Consider the following 14,719-nt stretch of genomic DNA (forward strand, 5'->3'; position numbering starts at 1 on the left):
TGAACACTGTGCTCATCTACATGGTTCGCCACGGCCAAACGGATTGGAACGCCGAGGGTCGTCTCCAGGGGCAAAAGGACATTTCCCTCAACGAAACCGGTCGTCGGCAGGCGACCGGCAATGGCCTGGCTCTCGCGGCGAAGCTCGGGCGCGAGGCCGCCGCTTACGACTTCGTGAGCAGCCCACTCGGCCGCACCCGCGAGACCATGCAGCGACTCAGGCAGGCGATGGGGCTCGATCCGCTTTCCTACCGTATCGATGAACGGCTGAAAGAGGTCTCCTTCGGCGATTGGGAGGGCTATACGCTGCCGGAACTGAAGCGCCGCGTGCCGGAGCGGATCGCCGCTCGCCGCGTGGCCAAATGGGATTTCATCCCGCCCGGCCCGGAAGCCGAAAGCTACGAAATCCTGTCCTGGCGCGTCGGCGCCTGGCTGAAGGATCTAAGGAAGCCCACCGTATGCGTCAGCCATGGCGGCGTCATTCGGGCGCTGTTCAAGCTGCTTGGGGAAATGGATGGCGACGAAGCGGCCGCGGCCGCGATCCCGCAGGACCGGCTCCTGAAAATCGCCGACGGCTCCATCCGCTGGCTCTGACCGGGTGCATAGCGCGACTACGGCGCCGCGCAAATTGCTGCGCGCTTTGTAAGCCCTGGCGCATCGGGCCGAAAATCGTATCCGATTTTCGGAAAAGATCGATCTACAGTTTCAAAGAGTTACAGCGATCCTCGCGCGTCTGAATGCGTCTGTCTGAAAAGACGCGCGGGGCTATAAGATATGCACGGGTGCAGTGGAGGATCACTGCACGATCTCAAGATCGTCGATGACGCGCTTGCCGTCGATCTCCGTATAGAAGACAACAACCTTGACGCCGGCCTTCAGCCCCTCGAAATTGAACTCCTCCGGTGCCTGGTAGCTCTTGCCGTCGTCGAGCGAGAGGCTCAATTTCTCCGTGTCAACATTGGTGATCACCGCCTCGACATCCGCGCTTTCGGCCCGGGCGGAAAGCGGCGACAGCAAGCCTGCAGTAGCCAAGAGCGCGGCGATGACGAATCGCATCTTTCCCACCTTCAATGATTTTGCGAACATTCCTGCCATCACCTTTGATCCCCGATTGTGGCAAAAGTAGCCATGTGCCGTCGCCAGCGCATCGGCCGAAAATCGTACCCGATTTTCGGAAAGCTCGATGCGCAGTTTCAAAAAGTTACAGCGACCTTTGCGCGTCTGAAAGCACGCGGCGCTGTAAGCAGGTTCCGCAAGAGTTCCCACGATCTTGCGATCAGAATCTGCGGCAACCCCAAGGAATCTAAGCAGATAAGCGTGAGTGAACCCATGAATATCTGCTTAGCCGCGCTTAGGGGAGAGTGAATGCGGCCTCGGCAGAATACAAGCGAACCATATCGTGAACCCTTCTTGCTGCAGTCGTCTCACCGGCTTTTCCCACTGCAAATTAAGGAGCGCAGACCTGCCGTCTCCGTCGCTCCGACGCTGAGGCATGGCGGCGCTGTGATTTTATCTTCAAATCGGTTCCGCTTTGGAGATTCATGCAGTAAGAGAGGGCGCGCGATTTTCGCGCGGGTTTTTCAAGAGCGGGATGGAAGCCATTCCTGTCCGGCTCTCGCTCAACATCCCGGTAGCCGTCATGTCGCACAATACCTTTGGTCATCTCTTTCGAGTCACCACCTGGGGCGAAAGCCACGGTCCGGCGCTCGGCTGCGTCGTCGACGGATGCCCGCCCGGGCTTCGCTTTACGCTCGCCGAGATCCAGGCGTGGCTCGACAAGCGCAAGCCCGGCCAGTCTCGCTTCGTCACTCAGCGTCGCGAAGACGATCTCGTCAAGGTGCTGTCCGGCGTCATGCTCGATGATGACGGCGAGACGATGATTGCCACCGGCACGCCGATCTCGATGCTGATCGAGAACACCGACCAGCGCTCCAAGGACTATTCCGAGATCGCCAAGCGCTATCGTCCGGGCCATGCCGACTACACTTATGACGTTAAGTACGGCATCCGGGATTATCGTGGCGGCGGCCGCTCTTCGGCGCGTGAGACCGCCGCGCGCGTCGCCGCCGGCGCCATTGCCCGCAAGGTCGTGCCGGGCCTCATCGTGCGCGGGGCTCTCGTCCAGATCGGCAAGCACAGGATCGACCGCGGCAATTGGGACTGGGCGGAAGTCGAGAACAATCCCTTCTTCTCGCCGGACCCGGCGATCGTTCCGGTCTGGGAAGACTATCTTGACGGCATCCGCAAGGCCGGCTCGTCGATCGGGGCCGTGGTCGAGGTGATCGCTGAGGGTGTACCCGCCGGTATCGGCGCGCCGATCTACGGCAAGCTCGACCAGGACATCGCCTCGAACCTGATGTCCATTAATGCGGTCAAGGGCGTGGAGATCGGCAACGGCTTCGCCGCCGCCGAGATCAGCGGCGAGGAGAATGCCGACGAGATGCGCATCGGCCCCGGCGGCGAACCGGTCTTTCTCTCGAACAACGCCGGCGGCATCCTCGGCGGCATTGCCACGGGACAGCCGGTCGTCGCCCGCTTCGCCATCAAGCCAACCTCTTCCATCCTGACCGAGCGCCGGTCGATCGACAGCGACGGCAATGAGGTCGATCTCCGCACCAAGGGCCGCCATGACCCCTGCGTCGGGATAAGGGCGGTGCCGATCGGCGAAGCCATGCTTGCCTGCACGATCGCCGACCACTATCTGCGCGACCGGGGCCAGACCGGCCGGCTGAAGTAATATGCGGGAGAGAAGCATGTCCTATGACCAGAAGCGTGTCGTCGACGCCATTCGCGCTTTCGAGGCCGGTGAGATCGTCGTCGTCACCGACGACGGCGGCCGCGAGAACGAAGGCGACCTGATCGTCGCGGCCGTTCACTGCACCCCGGAAAAAATGGCCTTCATCGTCCGCCACACTTCCGGCATCGTCTGCACCCCCATGCCGCGCGACGAAGCAAAGCGGCTCAATCTCAATGCGATGGTTGCCGAGAACGATTCCGCCCACACGACCGCATTCACGGTATCCGTCGATTTCAGGCATGGAACAAGCACCGGCATTTCCGCCGACGACCGGACGCTGACGGTGCGCAACCTCGCCAATCCGAATATCGGGCCGGGCGATTTCGTGCGGCCGGGCCATATCTTCCCTCTGGTGGCCCGCGAGGGCGGCGTACTCATGCGTTCCGGCCATACCGAGGCGGCCGTCGATCTTTGCCGGCTCGCCAGCCTGCCGCCGGTCGGCGTCATTTGCGAACTCGTCAATGACGACGGCACCGTCATGCGCGGTCCGCAGGTGGAGACCTTCGCCGAGACCCACGGTCTGAAACAGGTTTCCGTAGCCGATCTCATTGCCTACCGCCAGCGCAAGGAAACCCTGATCGAGAAGGGCAATTGCTTCGAAATCGAAACGCCCTACGGCAAGGCGAAGGGCCATGCCTATTCTCTGCCCTGGGACCCGATGCAGCATCTCGCCGTCGTTTTCGGCGACATCCGCGACGGTGTCGACATTCCGGTCCGCCTCCATCTCGAAAATGTCGGATCGGATGTTTTCGGCAGCGATCGTCCGGTCGACGAGGTCATGAAGCGCATCGCCGCGGAGGGCAGGGGCGTTATCGTCTATCTGCGCGAAGGTTCGGTCGGCGTCGGCATCTCGCAGACCGCGCGCAAGGGGAAGCAAGAGCGTGAAGTGCACGAGGAAGCGCAGGCGCGAGAAAGCGAATGGCTGGAAATCGGCCTCGGCGCCCAAATCCTCAAGGACCTCGGGATCACCTCCATCCGCCTTCTTTCCTCGCGCGAGCGCCATTATGTCGGCCTCGAGGGTTTCGGCATCAATATTGCCGCGACCGAGATTCTGTGAATCAACGGCGCGATCCCGGCTCTGGATCTGCAGTGAAAAAAGCCGCGCATCCAAGGAAGCGCGGCTTTTGATTCGGCAACTTCTGGCCGATCAGGGCAGCGCGTCGTACCCCTCGCCGAAGCCCTTGAGGTCGACCGGGATGCCGATGCCTTCTTCCGGAGACTGGAAGACGATGAAGGTCGCCGTCGCGCCGGCCCGGAACGTCTTCAGAAGTTCGTCCTCCAGCACGACTTCCGCATAGCAGCCATCGGTGAAACAGCGAACGAAATAGGCGCGGCCGATATCCTTGCCGTCGACGTTGAGTCCAAGGCCGTTGGGCAGAAGCACGCCGAGGGGGGCGAGAACCCGAAGGATCTTCGCTTTGCGGTCCGCCGTCTTCAGAACGACGACGGAAAGCCCGACCTCCGGCCGGTCTTCGGCGATGACGTTCTGCATCAGCGCGCATTGTTCGGTCGAGGCGCCCGCAGGCTTGTCGCAGACGATCGACCACGCGCCGTGGTTCGACTTCACCGTTCCCGGTGTTCCGCCGGATTGCTGGGCCATGCTTGCTGTGGAGAAGGCGCAGGCGGCAATTCCGAGGGCGGCCAGAACGGGCAGCCGGGAGAAGAGGGACAGGCCCATGTAAACCTCAAAACGTCGAATCAGTCGGGCTATTCTTGAAGCGCGGAGCGGCAAATGAAAAGCCCTGCCCACTACATTCCAATGCCATATGGCCGAAATTGGGCCCGAACTGCCCGGAACGACAAGTCCGAACCTGCTTTGGGCGTGCTTCGCCACTGTGCGTCGTATATAGAAGAGGAAACCATGCTCATGCGACGGGCTAGAGAGTTTGGTGCAGATCCCGGTGCGGCGGCCTGTGCGAAAAACCCCTCTTTGCGCAAAAATGCCGCACGAGGTTGCTTGGTCAGATGTTGCGGCGCTCACCAAACTGTGGTTTGAAGCGCTGCAGTATCGCAGGGATTCTGCGTTCCGGGTTTGATCCTGATCAAGCGCATTGGGGAGACGTCATTGTGAAGAATAAGGCCTATGCAGTTCTGGCAGCGCTTGCCTGTCTGCTCTTTGCTTCGAGCGCCTTTGCTGACAAGCCTGTCGACTGGCAGACCGGCTTTCAGCCGGCGGCGACGGGCATCATGGAAGCAATCACGTGGTTCGAGCAATACACACTGTGGTTCATCATTCCGATCACGCTCCTGGTCCTGCTGCTGCTGATCATCGTCGTGGTCAAATTCCGCGAGGGCGCCAATCCGGTGCCGTCGAGGACCAGCCATAACACGCTGATCGAGGTCATTTGGACCGTGGGTCCGGTGATCGTGCTCCTGTTCCTCGCCGTTCCGTCCTTCCAGCTTCTGACGGCGCAACTGACGCCGCCTGAGAATCCGGATCTGACCGTGAAGGCCACCGGCAACCAGTGGTACTGGTCCTATGAATATGAAGTGGGCGAGAATCCGCTTTCCTTCGACAGCCTTCTCTTGAAGGACGAGGATCGTGCAGGCCTCGGCAAGGAAGACAAGGCCGCGTATCCGCGCCTTCTCGCCGTCGATAACGAGGTGGTCGTTCCGGTCGGCAAGACCGTCCGCGTCCTGGTTACGGCTGCCGACGTGATCCACGCCTTTGCCATGCCGGCTTTCGGTGTGAAGATCGATGCCGTACCTGGTCGCCTCAACGAAACCTGGTTTAAGGCTGACCGCGAAGGCCTCTATTACGGCCAGTGTTCCGAGCTCTGCGGCAAGGATCATGCCTATATGCCGATCGCCATCCGTGTTGTATCGCAGGACAATTACGACGCCTGGCTCGCTGCCGCCGCCACCAATCTCGGCGAGGCGAACAAGGCGCTCATGGCGTCCATCGACGGCGCGGCCAAGGCCGTTGACGTCGCCGAAAACGCCGCACAGTAATCGGAAGGGGAGCTCGACCCATGGCTGGAACAGCCGTTCATCACGATCAACGGCATGATCATTCCGATCATGCCCATGCCGACCACGAACACAAGCCGCTGAGCTTCTTCCAGCGCTGGTTCCTCTCGACCAACCACAAGGACATCGGGACGCTCTACCTGATCTTCGCGATCATCGCCGGCATCATCGGCGGGACGCTGTCGGTGTTCATGCGTGCCGAGCTGCAGGAGCCGGGCATCCAGATCTTCCATGGTCTGGCGCAGATGGTCTACGGTTTCGAGGGTGATGCTGCCATCGATGGCGGCAAGCACATGTTCAACGTGTTCACGACCGCGCATGCTCTGATCATGATCTTTTTCATGGTCATGCCTGCGCTCATCGGCGGATTCGCCAACTGGATGGTGCCGATCATGATCGGAGCGCCGGACATGGCCTTCCCGCGCATGAATAACATCTCGTTCTGGTTGATCGTCCCGGCCTTCCTGCTGGTCTTGCTTTCGATGTTCGCCGAGGGCCCTGCAGGTGCCTATGGTGCGGGCGGTGGTTGGACGATCTATCCGCCATTCTCGACTTCGGGCATGCCGGGGCCGGCCATGGATCTTGCGATCCTCGGCCTGCATGTCGCCGGCGCTTCGTCGATCCTGGGTGCGATCAACTTCATCACGACCATCCTCAACATGCGTGCGCCGGGCATGACGCTGCACAAGATGCCGCTCTTTGCCTGGTCGGTGCTGATCACGGCATTCCTGCTGCTGCTCTCGCTGCCTGTTCTGGCAGGCGGCATCACCATGCTGCTCACGGATCGCAACTTCGGCACGACCTTCTTCGCGCCTGAGGGCGGTGGCGATCCGATCCTGTTCCAGCACCTGTTCTGGTTCTTCGGCCATCCGGAAGTGTACATCCTGATCCTGCCGGGCTTCGGCATCGTCAGTCACATCATCTCGACCTTCTCGCGCAAGCCGATCTTCGGTTATCTGGGCATGGCCTATGCCATGGTCGCGATCGGCGCCGTCGGCTTCATCGTGTGGGCGCACCACATGTATACGGTCGGCATGTCGCTCGAGACGCAGCGCTATTTCGTCTTCGCGACCATGGTCATCGCCGTTCCGACGGGCGTGAAGATATTCTCCTGGATCGCGACGATGTGGGGTGGCTCGATCCGCTTCTCGACGCCGATGGTCTGGGCGATCGGCTTCATCTTCCTCTTTACGGTCGGCGGTGTGACGGGCGTGCAGCTCGCCAACGCCGGTCTCGATCGTTCGCTGCACGACACCTACTACGTGGTCGCCCACTTCCACTACGTGCTGTCGCTCGGCGCCGTTTTCGCGATCTTTGCGGCCTGGTACTACTGGTTCCCGAAGATGAGCGGCTACATGTATTCCGAGTTCATCGGCAAGCTGCATTTCTGGGTGATGTTCGTCGGCGTGAACCTGATCTTCTTCCCGCAGCACTTCCTCGGGCTTGCAGGCATGCCACGCCGCTATATCGACTATCCGGATGCCTTTGCCGGCTGGAACATGGTTTCCTCCTACGGCTCCTACATCGCGGCCGTCGGCGTGCTGATCTTCCTCTTCGGCGTCGCCGAAGCTTTTGCGAAGAAGCGCGTTGCGGGCGACAATCCGTGGGGCGCGGGTGCAAACACGCTGGAATGGCAGCTGTCGTCGCCGCCGCCGTTCCATCAGTGGGAGCAGCTCCCGCGGATAAAGTGACGGACAGCGAACAGAAGCCGCCGGCATCGGCGGCTTCTCCCCGGCGACTTGCCGGCACGATATGGCCTTTGCGGCCGCGACAGGACCAGGGACCAGACATGGCGCTCATCAACAATCACGAAGCAGTCGGCATGGACGGTACGCCGCGCCTGTCCGAAGCCTCTGCGCGCGATTATTTCGAGCTGCTGAAGCCGCGCGTCATGTCGCTGGTCATTTTTACGGCCTTTGTCGGCCTCGTCCTTGCGCCAGGGCAAATCAATCCCGTTATTGGTTTCATCGCGATCCTCTGCATCGCCGTGGGCGCCGGTGCCTCCGGCGCGCTGAATATGTGGTATGACGCCGATATAGACGCCGTCATGAGCCGCACCGCCAAGCGCCCAATTCCTGCCGGCAAGGTCCTGCCGCAGGAAGCGCTCGCCTTTGGCCTGACGCTTTCGGCATTTTCGGTGACGATCCTCGGTCTCGCCGTGAACTGGCTCGCAGCCGGATTGCTCGCATTCACGATATTCTTCTACGTGGTCATCTACACGATGTGGCTGAAGCGCTCCACGCCCCAGAACATCGTCATCGGCGGTGCGGCCGGAGCCTTCCCGCCCATGATTGGTTGGGCCTGCGTGAGCGGCGGCGTGTCGGTCGAAAGCATCGTGCTGTTCCTCATCATCTTTCTCTGGACGCCGGCGCATTTCTGGGCCCTGGCGCTCTTTAAGATGGGGGATTACGAGGCCGTCGGCGTGCCGATGATGCCGAATGTCTGCGGCGAGGCGACGACCAAGAACCAGATCGTCGTCTATGCGCTGCTGACGGCACTGAGTGGTATCTGTCCTACCTTGCTCGGCTTTGCGAGCCTCGGCTATGGGGCATTCGCGACGGCCATGGGGCTCGGCTTCATCTGGTATTCGCTTGGCGTTTTGCGCATGGAGAGTGATGATAGACGGATGGTGCCGGCCAAGAAGCTCTTCGCCTTCTCTATCGTCTATCTCTTCGCGATTTTCTCGGCCCTGCTGGTCGACCATGTCGTCGTCGAGATGTGGCTCATTGCCGGAGGTACGATCTGATGGAAACCGTCGAACTCAGCGTCGCCCAAAAGAAGTCCCGCCGCAGCCGAAACATGGCTCTTGGCCTGGTGCTGGCCGGACTCGTCGCGCTTTTCTACGTCGTGACGCTGATCAAGTTCGGCGGCGGCGTGGCCCATTGAGGAGCGGCTCATGACAGATATTCCGCGCAAAGGCCCGAAGGAACGAGCGAATGGCGCCATTGTCGGCGCCTGCCTCGCCTTTGTCGTCGGCATGGTCGGCATGGCCTACGCGGCCGTGCCGCTCTACAACATGTTCTGCCGCGTAACCGGCTACAACGGCACTACGCAGCGGGTCGACCAGGCCTCCGACGTCGTCCTCGACCGGAAGATAAGGGTGACCTTCGATGCCAATGTCGCGCCGGGTCTGCCCTGGGAGTTCAAGCCCGTCCAGCGTCACGTCGACCTCAGGATCGGCGAAACGGTCAAGATAAACTACCGCGCCAAGAACCTATCGTCGAAGCCGACGACCGGGCAGGCGGCATTCAACGTCACGCCATTGGAAGCCGGAGCCTATTTCAACAAGCTCGAATGCTTTTGCTTCACCGAGACGACGTTGCAGCCCGGCGAGGAACTAGAAATGCCGGTCGTCTTCTTCGTCGATCCGGAAATCGTTAAGCCGGTCGAGACGAAAGACATCAAGACCTTGACGCTGTCCTACACCTTCTATGCGCGCGAGCCGTCCAAGCCCGTCGCGGCAGTGAAGGCGAAGGAAGGGCAGGATCAGAACAAACTTTGACATGCGGTCCATTTCGGCTATGCCGGACGGGCTAAAAGAGAGGACTATCGGGGATTACTGACATGGCCGGTGCGCATCAGAAGAATCACGACTACCACATCATCGATCCGAGCCCGTGGCCGCTGCTTGCCTCCATTGGCGCCTTCGTCCTGGCTCTCGGCGGCATCGGCTACATGCGCTATCTTTCCGGCGGCTCGTTCAAGATATTCGGAATGGAGCTTGCCAATCCGTGGATATTCCTGATCGGTCTCGCCATCATTCTCTACACCATGTTCGGCTGGTGGTCGGACACGATCAAGGAAGGGCGCGAGGGGCACCACACCCGCGTCGTCTCGCTGCACTTGCGTTACGGCATGATCATGTTCATCGCTTCGGAAGTGATGTTCTTCGCCGCCTGGTTCTGGGCCTTCTTCGATGCGAGCCTTTTCCCGGGAGAGGCTATTCAGGCGGCGCGCGCGGAGTATACGGGGGGAGTCTGGCCGCCGCAGGGCATTGAGGTGCTCGATCCCTGGCACCTGCCGCTCTACAACACGGTCATCCTGCTGCTGTCCGGCACGACCGTGACTTGGGCCCATCATGCTCTGCTGCACAACGACCGCAAGGGCCTCGTCTACGGCCTGATGCTGACGGTGCTGCTTGGCGTGCTCTTCTCCTTTGTGCAGGGTTACGAATACGCCCATGCGCCATTCGCCTTCAAGGACTCGATCTATGGCGCGACCTTCTTCATGGCGACCGGCTTCCACGGTTTCCACGTCCTGGTCGGCACGATCTTCCTGCTGGTCTGCCTGTTCCGTGCACTCGCCGGCGGCTTTACTCCACAGCATCACTTCGGCTTCGAGGCTGCCGCCTGGTACTGGCATTTCGTTGATGTGGTCTGGCTGTTCCTCTTCTTCTCCATTTACATCTGGGGTGGTTGGGGCGCGCCGATCGCTCACGGCTAAGACGGATATCTCGTGATGATGACGGGCGGTTGCGGCAACGCAGCCGCCCTTTCCGCTCGACAGCGATTGTGACGATTTGGACTATTCGACTACGGCTTCGTCGCCGCCGCGTCGACATTCTCGTCAATGCTTTCGTCGCATGCTGTGAATACGGCAGACAGGGTCTGGAACCGCCCGGACGGAACATGGAAGCTGCCGTAGAAGCGGCGCCGGTCCGGGGACAGACCAGGGTCATCGGCCAACCGGATCGCTTCGGCTGGCTGGCGCTCTTGACGCAGATGATCGATTGGACGGCGGGCTGTATAGACGTTACCGTTGGAGAGATGAACGAGATCGGCGATATGGTTCCCGACAATCCGGTGATGAGATCAATCCATGAATGACGACAAGGCCCTCTTTCCGCCGGTGGACCCGGTCATCACCGGTGCCAAGGGACTTTGCCCACGCTGCGGCCAAGGGCGCCTCTTCGACGGCTTCTTGAAGGTCCGGCCGTCCTGCACCGCTTGCGAACTCGACTACCGTTTTGCGGATGCGGGAGACGGGCCCGTCGTCTTCGTGATCCTGATCGTCGGCTTCCTTGTCGTTGGGGCCGCGCTCTGGATGGAGGTGAACGTCAATCCGCCTTTGTGGCTGCACTTCCTGCTCTGGGTCCCGCTCGCGACGGTCTTGAGCCTCGCGCTAACGCGGATACTCAAAGGCGTGCTGATCAATCTCCAGTACCGAAGCAATGCACGTCAGGGTGAGATCGATCGTGGCTGACGCGCGCAAGCCCGCGCCGGGCGGCGGTCGTCGGTTCCTTACAACCCTTGTTCTCGCGGGTCTCGCCTTCGCCGTTCTGATCGGGCTCGGTACCTGGCAGATGCAGCGGCTAGAGTGGAAGGAGGGGCTGATCGCCGCCATTGCCGAACGGCGGGCTGCGCCGCCCTTGTCGCTCGGCGAAATTGAGGCCATGGCAGAGGAAGGCACCGATATCGACTACCGTGCCGTAGGCATTACGGGAGTCTTCGACCACGGCAGGGAGCGCCATTTCTTCGCCACCCATCAAGGGCGTACCGGCTACTACGTCTTCACGCCGCTGATGTTGAGGGACGCCCGCGCGCTGTTCGTCAATCGCGGCTTCGTGCCCTTTGAAAAAAAGGACGCTTCGACTCGTCCCGAGGGCCAGCTTTCCGGAACCGTGACCATCACTGGCCTTGCACGGCCGAAGCTCGCGGAGAAGCCGTCTTCGCTCGTGCCCGACAACGACATCGCCAAGAACATCTTCTATTGGAAGGACCTCGACGCCATGGCGACGTCTGCGGGCATCACCGCCGATCACGTCCTGCCGTTCTTCGTCGACGCGGACGCCTCGCAGAATCCGAGCGGGTTGCCCATCGGCGGGGTGACGCAATTCGACCTGCCGAATAATCACCTGCAATATGCGCTCACCTGGTACGGCCTTGCTGCCGCGCTCGTCGGCGTCACGGGAGCTTTTCTCTACCGGCAGAATAGAGGGAGCCGTACGGGGCATTGAAATGGGGGTACTATCATTCGTTCTTATCGCGCTGACCGTCTTGCTGCATCTCGGGTTTCTTGTGCTCGAAATGCTTCTCTGGATGAAACCCGAGGGCAGGGCGGTCTTCCGCATGACGCCGGAACGGGCCGAGGCGACGCGGGTGCTCGCGGCCAATCAGGGCTCTATAACGGATTTCTGGCCGCGGGCCTCGTCTGGTCGCTCATCGAGGCGGACCCAATTTTCGCCTTCAAACTGAAGGTCTTCTTTCTTGTGTGCGTGGTCGTTGCCGCTATATATGGCGCATGGTCGGTCAAGCCCCACATCCTTCTCGTGCAGGGTGGACCGGCGATGCTCGCGCTCCTGTTCCTTCTACCGGCGTCCTGATCCATGGCCTTATCCACGGCAGCAAAATCCCCGATTATCATTCGTCTCTGCGGGCCGCGCGGCTTCTGCGCCGGTGTCGACCGGGCGATTCAGATCGTCGTGCTGGCGCTCAAGGAATTCGGTGCCCCGGTCTATGTTCGGCACGAGATCGTGCACAATCGCTATGTCGTAGAGGGGCTCGAAGCCAAGGGCGCGATTTTCGTCGAAGAGCTTGACGAGATCCCGCTGGAACACCGCAAGCAGCCGGTCGTCTTCTCCGCGCATGGCGTCCCGAAATCTGTGCCGGCCGACGCCGACATGCGCAACCTCTTTTACCTCGATGCCACCTGCCCGCTGGTTTCGAAGGTGCACAAGCAGGCAATGCGTCACCATCGTCAGGGGCGGCACGTCGTGCTGATCGGGCACGCCGGTCACCCCGAAGTCATCGGGACCATGGGGCAATTGCCGGAAGGCGCCGTCTCCCTTGTCGAGACGGTGGAAGATGCGGAAGCCTATGAGCCGTCGGACCCGGACAATTTAGGTTTTGTCACGCAGACGACGCTCTCGGTCGACGATACCGCCGGGGTGATCAAGCGGCTGCATGAGCGCTTCCCGAAGCTGACGGCACCGGCCGCCGATTCGATCTGCTATGCCACGACGAACCGCCAAGAGGCCGTCAAGCAGGCGGCGCCCGGCTGCGACCTTTTCCTGATCGTCGGTGCGCCGAACTCGTCGAATTCCAAGCGCCTCGTCGAAGTGGCTTTGAGAGCGGGGGCGAGGCAAGCCGTCCTCGTTCAGCGCGCCGCGGAAATCGACTGGGACCGGCTTGGCGAGATCTCGACGGTCGGTCTGTCGGCCGGTGCGTCGGCGCCGGAAGTGATTGTCAACGAGATCATCGAAGCATTCCGCGCGCGCTATGACGCGACGGTCGAACTCGCCGATACGGTCGAGGAACACGAGAACTTCCTCGTCAACCGCGAACTGCGCCATGTCGAACTGACCGCCGCGGACATGGCCTTCGTCAACGGCGAGTGAACCGGTCGGACGAACCCTTCTAAAGTGCATCGCTGGAAAGTAGCAAGCCTTGGCAGTTTACACCGATATCGCGGAAGACGATTTGACCCGCTTCCTTGCGGCCTACGACGTGGGCTCGCTGACCTCCTACAAAGGCATTGCCGAGGGGGTGGAGAACTCGAACTTTCTCCTTCACACCACAAAGGGCTCCTATATTCTCACGCTCTATGAGAAGCGGGTGAATGCGGACGACCTTCCGTTTTTTCTGGGGCTGATGCACCACCTTGCGGAGCGGGGTCTTTCCTGCCCGCTGCCCCTGCCGCGCACCGATGGCGCACTCCTGGGGACGCTATCCGGCCGGCCGGCCGCGGTGATTTCCTTTCTCGAAGGCATGTGGCTCAGAAAGCCCGAGGCGCAGCATTGCCGAGAAGTGGGGCGTGCGCTGGCCTCGATGCACAAGGCCGGAGAGGGATTCCCATTGAAGCGCGCAAACGCGCTTTCGGTGGAGGGCTGGCGGCCGCTTTGGCAGAATTCCGAGGCGCGTGCCGACGAGGTGCAAGCCGGATTGCGGGAGGAAATTGCGGCGGAACTCGCCTATCTCGAAGAGCACTGGCCGAAGCGTCTGCCGCAGGGCGTGATCCACGCGGACCTCTTCCCCGACAATGTCTTCTTTCTCGGAGACCGTCTTTCAGGCCTCATCGACTTCTACTTCGCGTGCAATGACTTTCTTGCCTTCGACATTGCGGTCTGCCTGAATTCCTGGTGTTTCGAGAAGGACGGATCCTACAACATCACCAAAGGAATGGCGCTGCTTTCGGGTTACGAGAGCGTGCGCAAGCTCACGACGGAAGAGGTTGTTGCGCTGCCGCTGCTCGCACGCGGCGCGGCACTACGCTTCTTCCTGACGCGGCTCTATGACTGGCTGACGACGCCAGCTGGCGCGCTGGTGGTCAAGAAGGATCCGCTTGAATATCTGACGAAGCTTCGCTTCCACCGCGCCGTGGTCTCGAGCGCCGAGTACGGCTTGAGACGCGAAGGGGCCTCGGCATGAAGCACGTCGATATTTTCACCGACGGCGCCTGTTCGGGAAATCCCGGCCCAGGCGGGTGGGGCGCGATCTTGCGGTATGGCGAAGTTGAAAAGGAGATGTCCGGCGGCGCGGCCGAGACGACCAATAATCGCATGGAATTGATGGCGGCGATTTCGGCGCTGAACGCCCTTAAACAGCCCTGCGAGGTCGACCTTCACACCGACAGCAAGTATGTGATGGACGGCATCTCCAAATGGATCCACGGCTGGAAGCGCAATGGTTGGAAGACCGGCGACAGGAAGCCCGTGAAAAACGGCGAGCTGTGGCAGGCGCTCGACGAAGCGAGGGGGCGCCATCAGGTGACCTGGCACTGGGTCAAAGGCCATGCCGGACACCCGGAGAACGAACGCGCCGACGAACTGGCGCGCATGGGCATGGAGCCGTTCAAGATAGCGCGGCGCTCTGATGCGATGCCGTCGGATAACTCGGGCTACTGACCCGCCGGAGCCAGGCCGCGAAACACTCGGAATTTGCCTTTGCTCCAAGCCCTCCTACAGGCGCGGAGAGGTGAGCGTGATTTGACGCGCGTCCCTTTGAAGCTGCCGGTC

17 protein-coding genes and 1 pseudogene are annotated in these 14,719 nt (G+C 61.1%); 16 read left to right on the top strand and 2 right to left on the bottom strand.

The genetic code is table 11. The features are described from left to right. Positions 1-8: 8 nt before the first annotated feature. Positions 9-593: a histidine phosphatase family protein gene (locus AC4P1R_RS02475; protein ID WP_069460401.1), complete on the top strand. Its 585-nt coding sequence runs from the start codon at positions 9-11 to the stop codon at positions 591-593. 201 nt (positions 594-794) lie between these two features. On the opposite strand, the gene AC4P1R_RS02480 is transcribed toward AC4P1R_RS02475, so the two are convergent. Further along, entirely contained in the window at positions 795-1,055 is a 261-nt protein-coding gene (locus AC4P1R_RS02480; RefSeq protein WP_069460817.1) for a DUF1344 domain-containing protein, read from the bottom strand. Positions 1,056-1,638: 583 nt separating this feature from the next. Between AC4P1R_RS02480 and aroC the strand changes: the two genes are divergently transcribed. Continuing rightward, positions 1,639-2,736 (top strand): chorismate synthase, encoded by a 1,098-nt coding sequence (gene aroC, locus AC4P1R_RS02485; RefSeq protein ID WP_069460818.1) that lies wholly within the window; start codon positions 1,639-1,641, stop codon positions 2,734-2,736. A 16-nt stretch (positions 2,737-2,752) separates the two neighbouring features. Further along, complete coding sequence (gene ribB, locus AC4P1R_RS02490) at positions 2,753-3,853, top strand: 3,4-dihydroxy-2-butanone-4-phosphate synthase (protein ID WP_151610923.1); 1,101 nt, start codon at positions 2,753-2,755, stop codon at positions 3,851-3,853. Between the two features lie 90 nt (positions 3,854-3,943). Here the strand turns inward: ribB and AC4P1R_RS02495 are convergent, their stop codons facing one another. Next, positions 3,944-4,564, bottom strand: a complete 621-nt coding sequence (locus AC4P1R_RS02495) for an invasion associated locus B family protein (protein WP_425353248.1) — start codon at positions 4,562-4,564, stop codon at positions 3,944-3,946. Positions 4,565-4,863: 299 nt separating this feature from the next. Here AC4P1R_RS02495 and coxB point away from each other — a divergent pair, with 299 nt between their 5' ends. The 13 genes and pseudogenes from coxB to rnhA all read left to right on the top strand — a co-directional run bounded on the left by coxB (position 4,864) and on the right by rnhA (position 14,608). Next, positions 4,864-5,748, top strand: coding sequence for a cytochrome c oxidase subunit II (coxB, locus tag AC4P1R_RS02500; RefSeq protein WP_069460404.1), 885 nt, complete (start codon positions 4,864-4,866; stop codon positions 5,746-5,748). A 20-nt stretch (positions 5,749-5,768) separates the two neighbouring features. Continuing rightward, on the top strand, positions 5,769-7,457 hold the full coding sequence (gene ctaD, locus AC4P1R_RS02505) for a cytochrome c oxidase subunit I (protein WP_069460405.1): 1,689 nt from the start codon (positions 5,769-5,771) through the stop codon (positions 7,455-7,457). A gap of 98 nt (positions 7,458-7,555) precedes the next feature. Beyond that, a complete protein-coding gene (locus AC4P1R_RS02510) occupies positions 7,556-8,512 on the top strand; it encodes a heme o synthase (RefSeq protein ID WP_069460406.1) in 957 nt (318 codons plus the stop codon). After that, on the top strand, positions 8,512-8,652 hold the full coding sequence (locus tag AC4P1R_RS02515; RefSeq protein WP_106407922.1) for a cytochrome c oxidase system small membrane protein: 141 nt from the start codon (positions 8,512-8,514) through the stop codon (positions 8,650-8,652). Before AC4P1R_RS02510 ends, AC4P1R_RS02515 begins: the two co-directional genes overlap by 1 nt. 10 nt (positions 8,653-8,662) lie before the next feature. Beyond that, a complete protein-coding gene (locus AC4P1R_RS02520) occupies positions 8,663-9,268 on the top strand; it encodes a cytochrome c oxidase assembly protein (protein ID WP_069460407.1) in 606 nt (201 codons plus the stop codon). A gap of 62 nt (positions 9,269-9,330) precedes the next feature. Next, complete coding sequence (locus AC4P1R_RS02525) at positions 9,331-10,209, top strand: cytochrome c oxidase subunit 3 (RefSeq protein ID WP_069460408.1); 879 nt, start codon at positions 9,331-9,333, stop codon at positions 10,207-10,209. 185 nt (positions 10,210-10,394) lie between these two features. Beyond that, positions 10,395-10,592: a hypothetical protein gene (locus AC4P1R_RS02530; protein WP_069460409.1), complete on the top strand. Its 198-nt coding sequence runs from the start codon at positions 10,395-10,397 to the stop codon at positions 10,590-10,592. Next, entirely contained in the window at positions 10,585-10,968 is a 384-nt protein-coding gene (locus AC4P1R_RS02535) for a DUF983 domain-containing protein (RefSeq protein ID WP_069460819.1), read from the top strand. Before AC4P1R_RS02530 ends, AC4P1R_RS02535 begins: the two co-directional genes overlap by 8 nt. After that, positions 10,937-11,722: an SURF1 family protein gene (locus tag AC4P1R_RS02540; protein ID WP_069460410.1), complete on the top strand. Its 786-nt coding sequence runs from the start codon at positions 10,937-10,939 to the stop codon at positions 11,720-11,722. Before AC4P1R_RS02535 ends, AC4P1R_RS02540 begins: the two co-directional genes overlap by 32 nt. A 1-nt stretch (position 11,723) precedes the next feature. After that, positions 11,724-12,088, top strand: a pseudogene (locus AC4P1R_RS02545) (DUF1304 domain-containing protein). A gap of 3 nt (positions 12,089-12,091) precedes the next feature. Then, positions 12,092-13,102 (top strand): 4-hydroxy-3-methylbut-2-enyl diphosphate reductase, encoded by a 1,011-nt coding sequence (gene ispH / locus AC4P1R_RS02550; protein ID WP_069460411.1) that lies wholly within the window; start codon positions 12,092-12,094, stop codon positions 13,100-13,102. A gap of 49 nt (positions 13,103-13,151) precedes the next feature. Further along, on the top strand, positions 13,152-14,132 hold the full coding sequence (locus tag AC4P1R_RS02555; RefSeq protein WP_069460412.1) for a homoserine kinase: 981 nt from the start codon (positions 13,152-13,154) through the stop codon (positions 14,130-14,132). Continuing rightward, entirely contained in the window at positions 14,129-14,608 is a 480-nt protein-coding gene (gene rnhA / locus AC4P1R_RS02560; protein ID WP_069460413.1) for a ribonuclease HI, read from the top strand. Before AC4P1R_RS02555 ends, rnhA begins: the two co-directional genes overlap by 4 nt. Positions 14,609-14,719 lie beyond the last annotated feature (111 nt).

The sequence above is a fragment of the Sinorhizobium sp. Y406 genome, from assembly GCF_058732025.1.

Bases quoted from the DNA above. Each gene is read 5' to 3' on its own strand.
- AC4P1R_RS02480 (WP_069460817.1), bottom strand. From the start codon at position 1,055: ATGCGATTCGTCATCGCCGCGCTCTTGGCTACTGCAGGCTTGCTGTCG.
- aroC (WP_069460818.1), top strand. From the start codon at position 1,639: ATGTCGCACAATACCTTTGGTCATCTCTTTCGAGTCACCACCTGGGGC.
- ribB (WP_151610923.1), top strand. From the start codon at position 2,753: ATGTCCTATGACCAGAAGCGTGTCGTCGACGCCATTCGCGCTTTCGAG.
- ctaD (WP_069460405.1), top strand. From the start codon at position 5,769: ATGGCTGGAACAGCCGTTCATCACGATCAACGGCATGATCATTCCGAT.
- AC4P1R_RS02510 (WP_069460406.1), top strand. From the start codon at position 7,556: ATGGCGCTCATCAACAATCACGAAGCAGTCGGCATGGACGGTACGCCG.
- AC4P1R_RS02515 (WP_106407922.1), top strand. From the start codon at position 8,512: ATGGAAACCGTCGAACTCAGCGTCGCCCAAAAGAAGTCCCGCCGCAGC.
- AC4P1R_RS02520 (WP_069460407.1), top strand. From the start codon at position 8,663: ATGACAGATATTCCGCGCAAAGGCCCGAAGGAACGAGCGAATGGCGCC.
- AC4P1R_RS02525 (WP_069460408.1), top strand. From the start codon at position 9,331: ATGGCCGGTGCGCATCAGAAGAATCACGACTACCACATCATCGATCCG.
- AC4P1R_RS02530 (WP_069460409.1), top strand. From the start codon at position 10,395: ATGGAAGCTGCCGTAGAAGCGGCGCCGGTCCGGGGACAGACCAGGGTC.
- AC4P1R_RS02535 (WP_069460819.1), top strand. From the start codon at position 10,585: ATGAATGACGACAAGGCCCTCTTTCCGCCGGTGGACCCGGTCATCACC.
- AC4P1R_RS02540 (WP_069460410.1), top strand. From the start codon at position 10,937: ATGCACGTCAGGGTGAGATCGATCGTGGCTGACGCGCGCAAGCCCGCG.
- ispH (WP_069460411.1), top strand. From the start codon at position 12,092: ATGGCCTTATCCACGGCAGCAAAATCCCCGATTATCATTCGTCTCTGC.
- rnhA (WP_069460413.1), top strand. From the start codon at position 14,129: ATGAAGCACGTCGATATTTTCACCGACGGCGCCTGTTCGGGAAATCCC.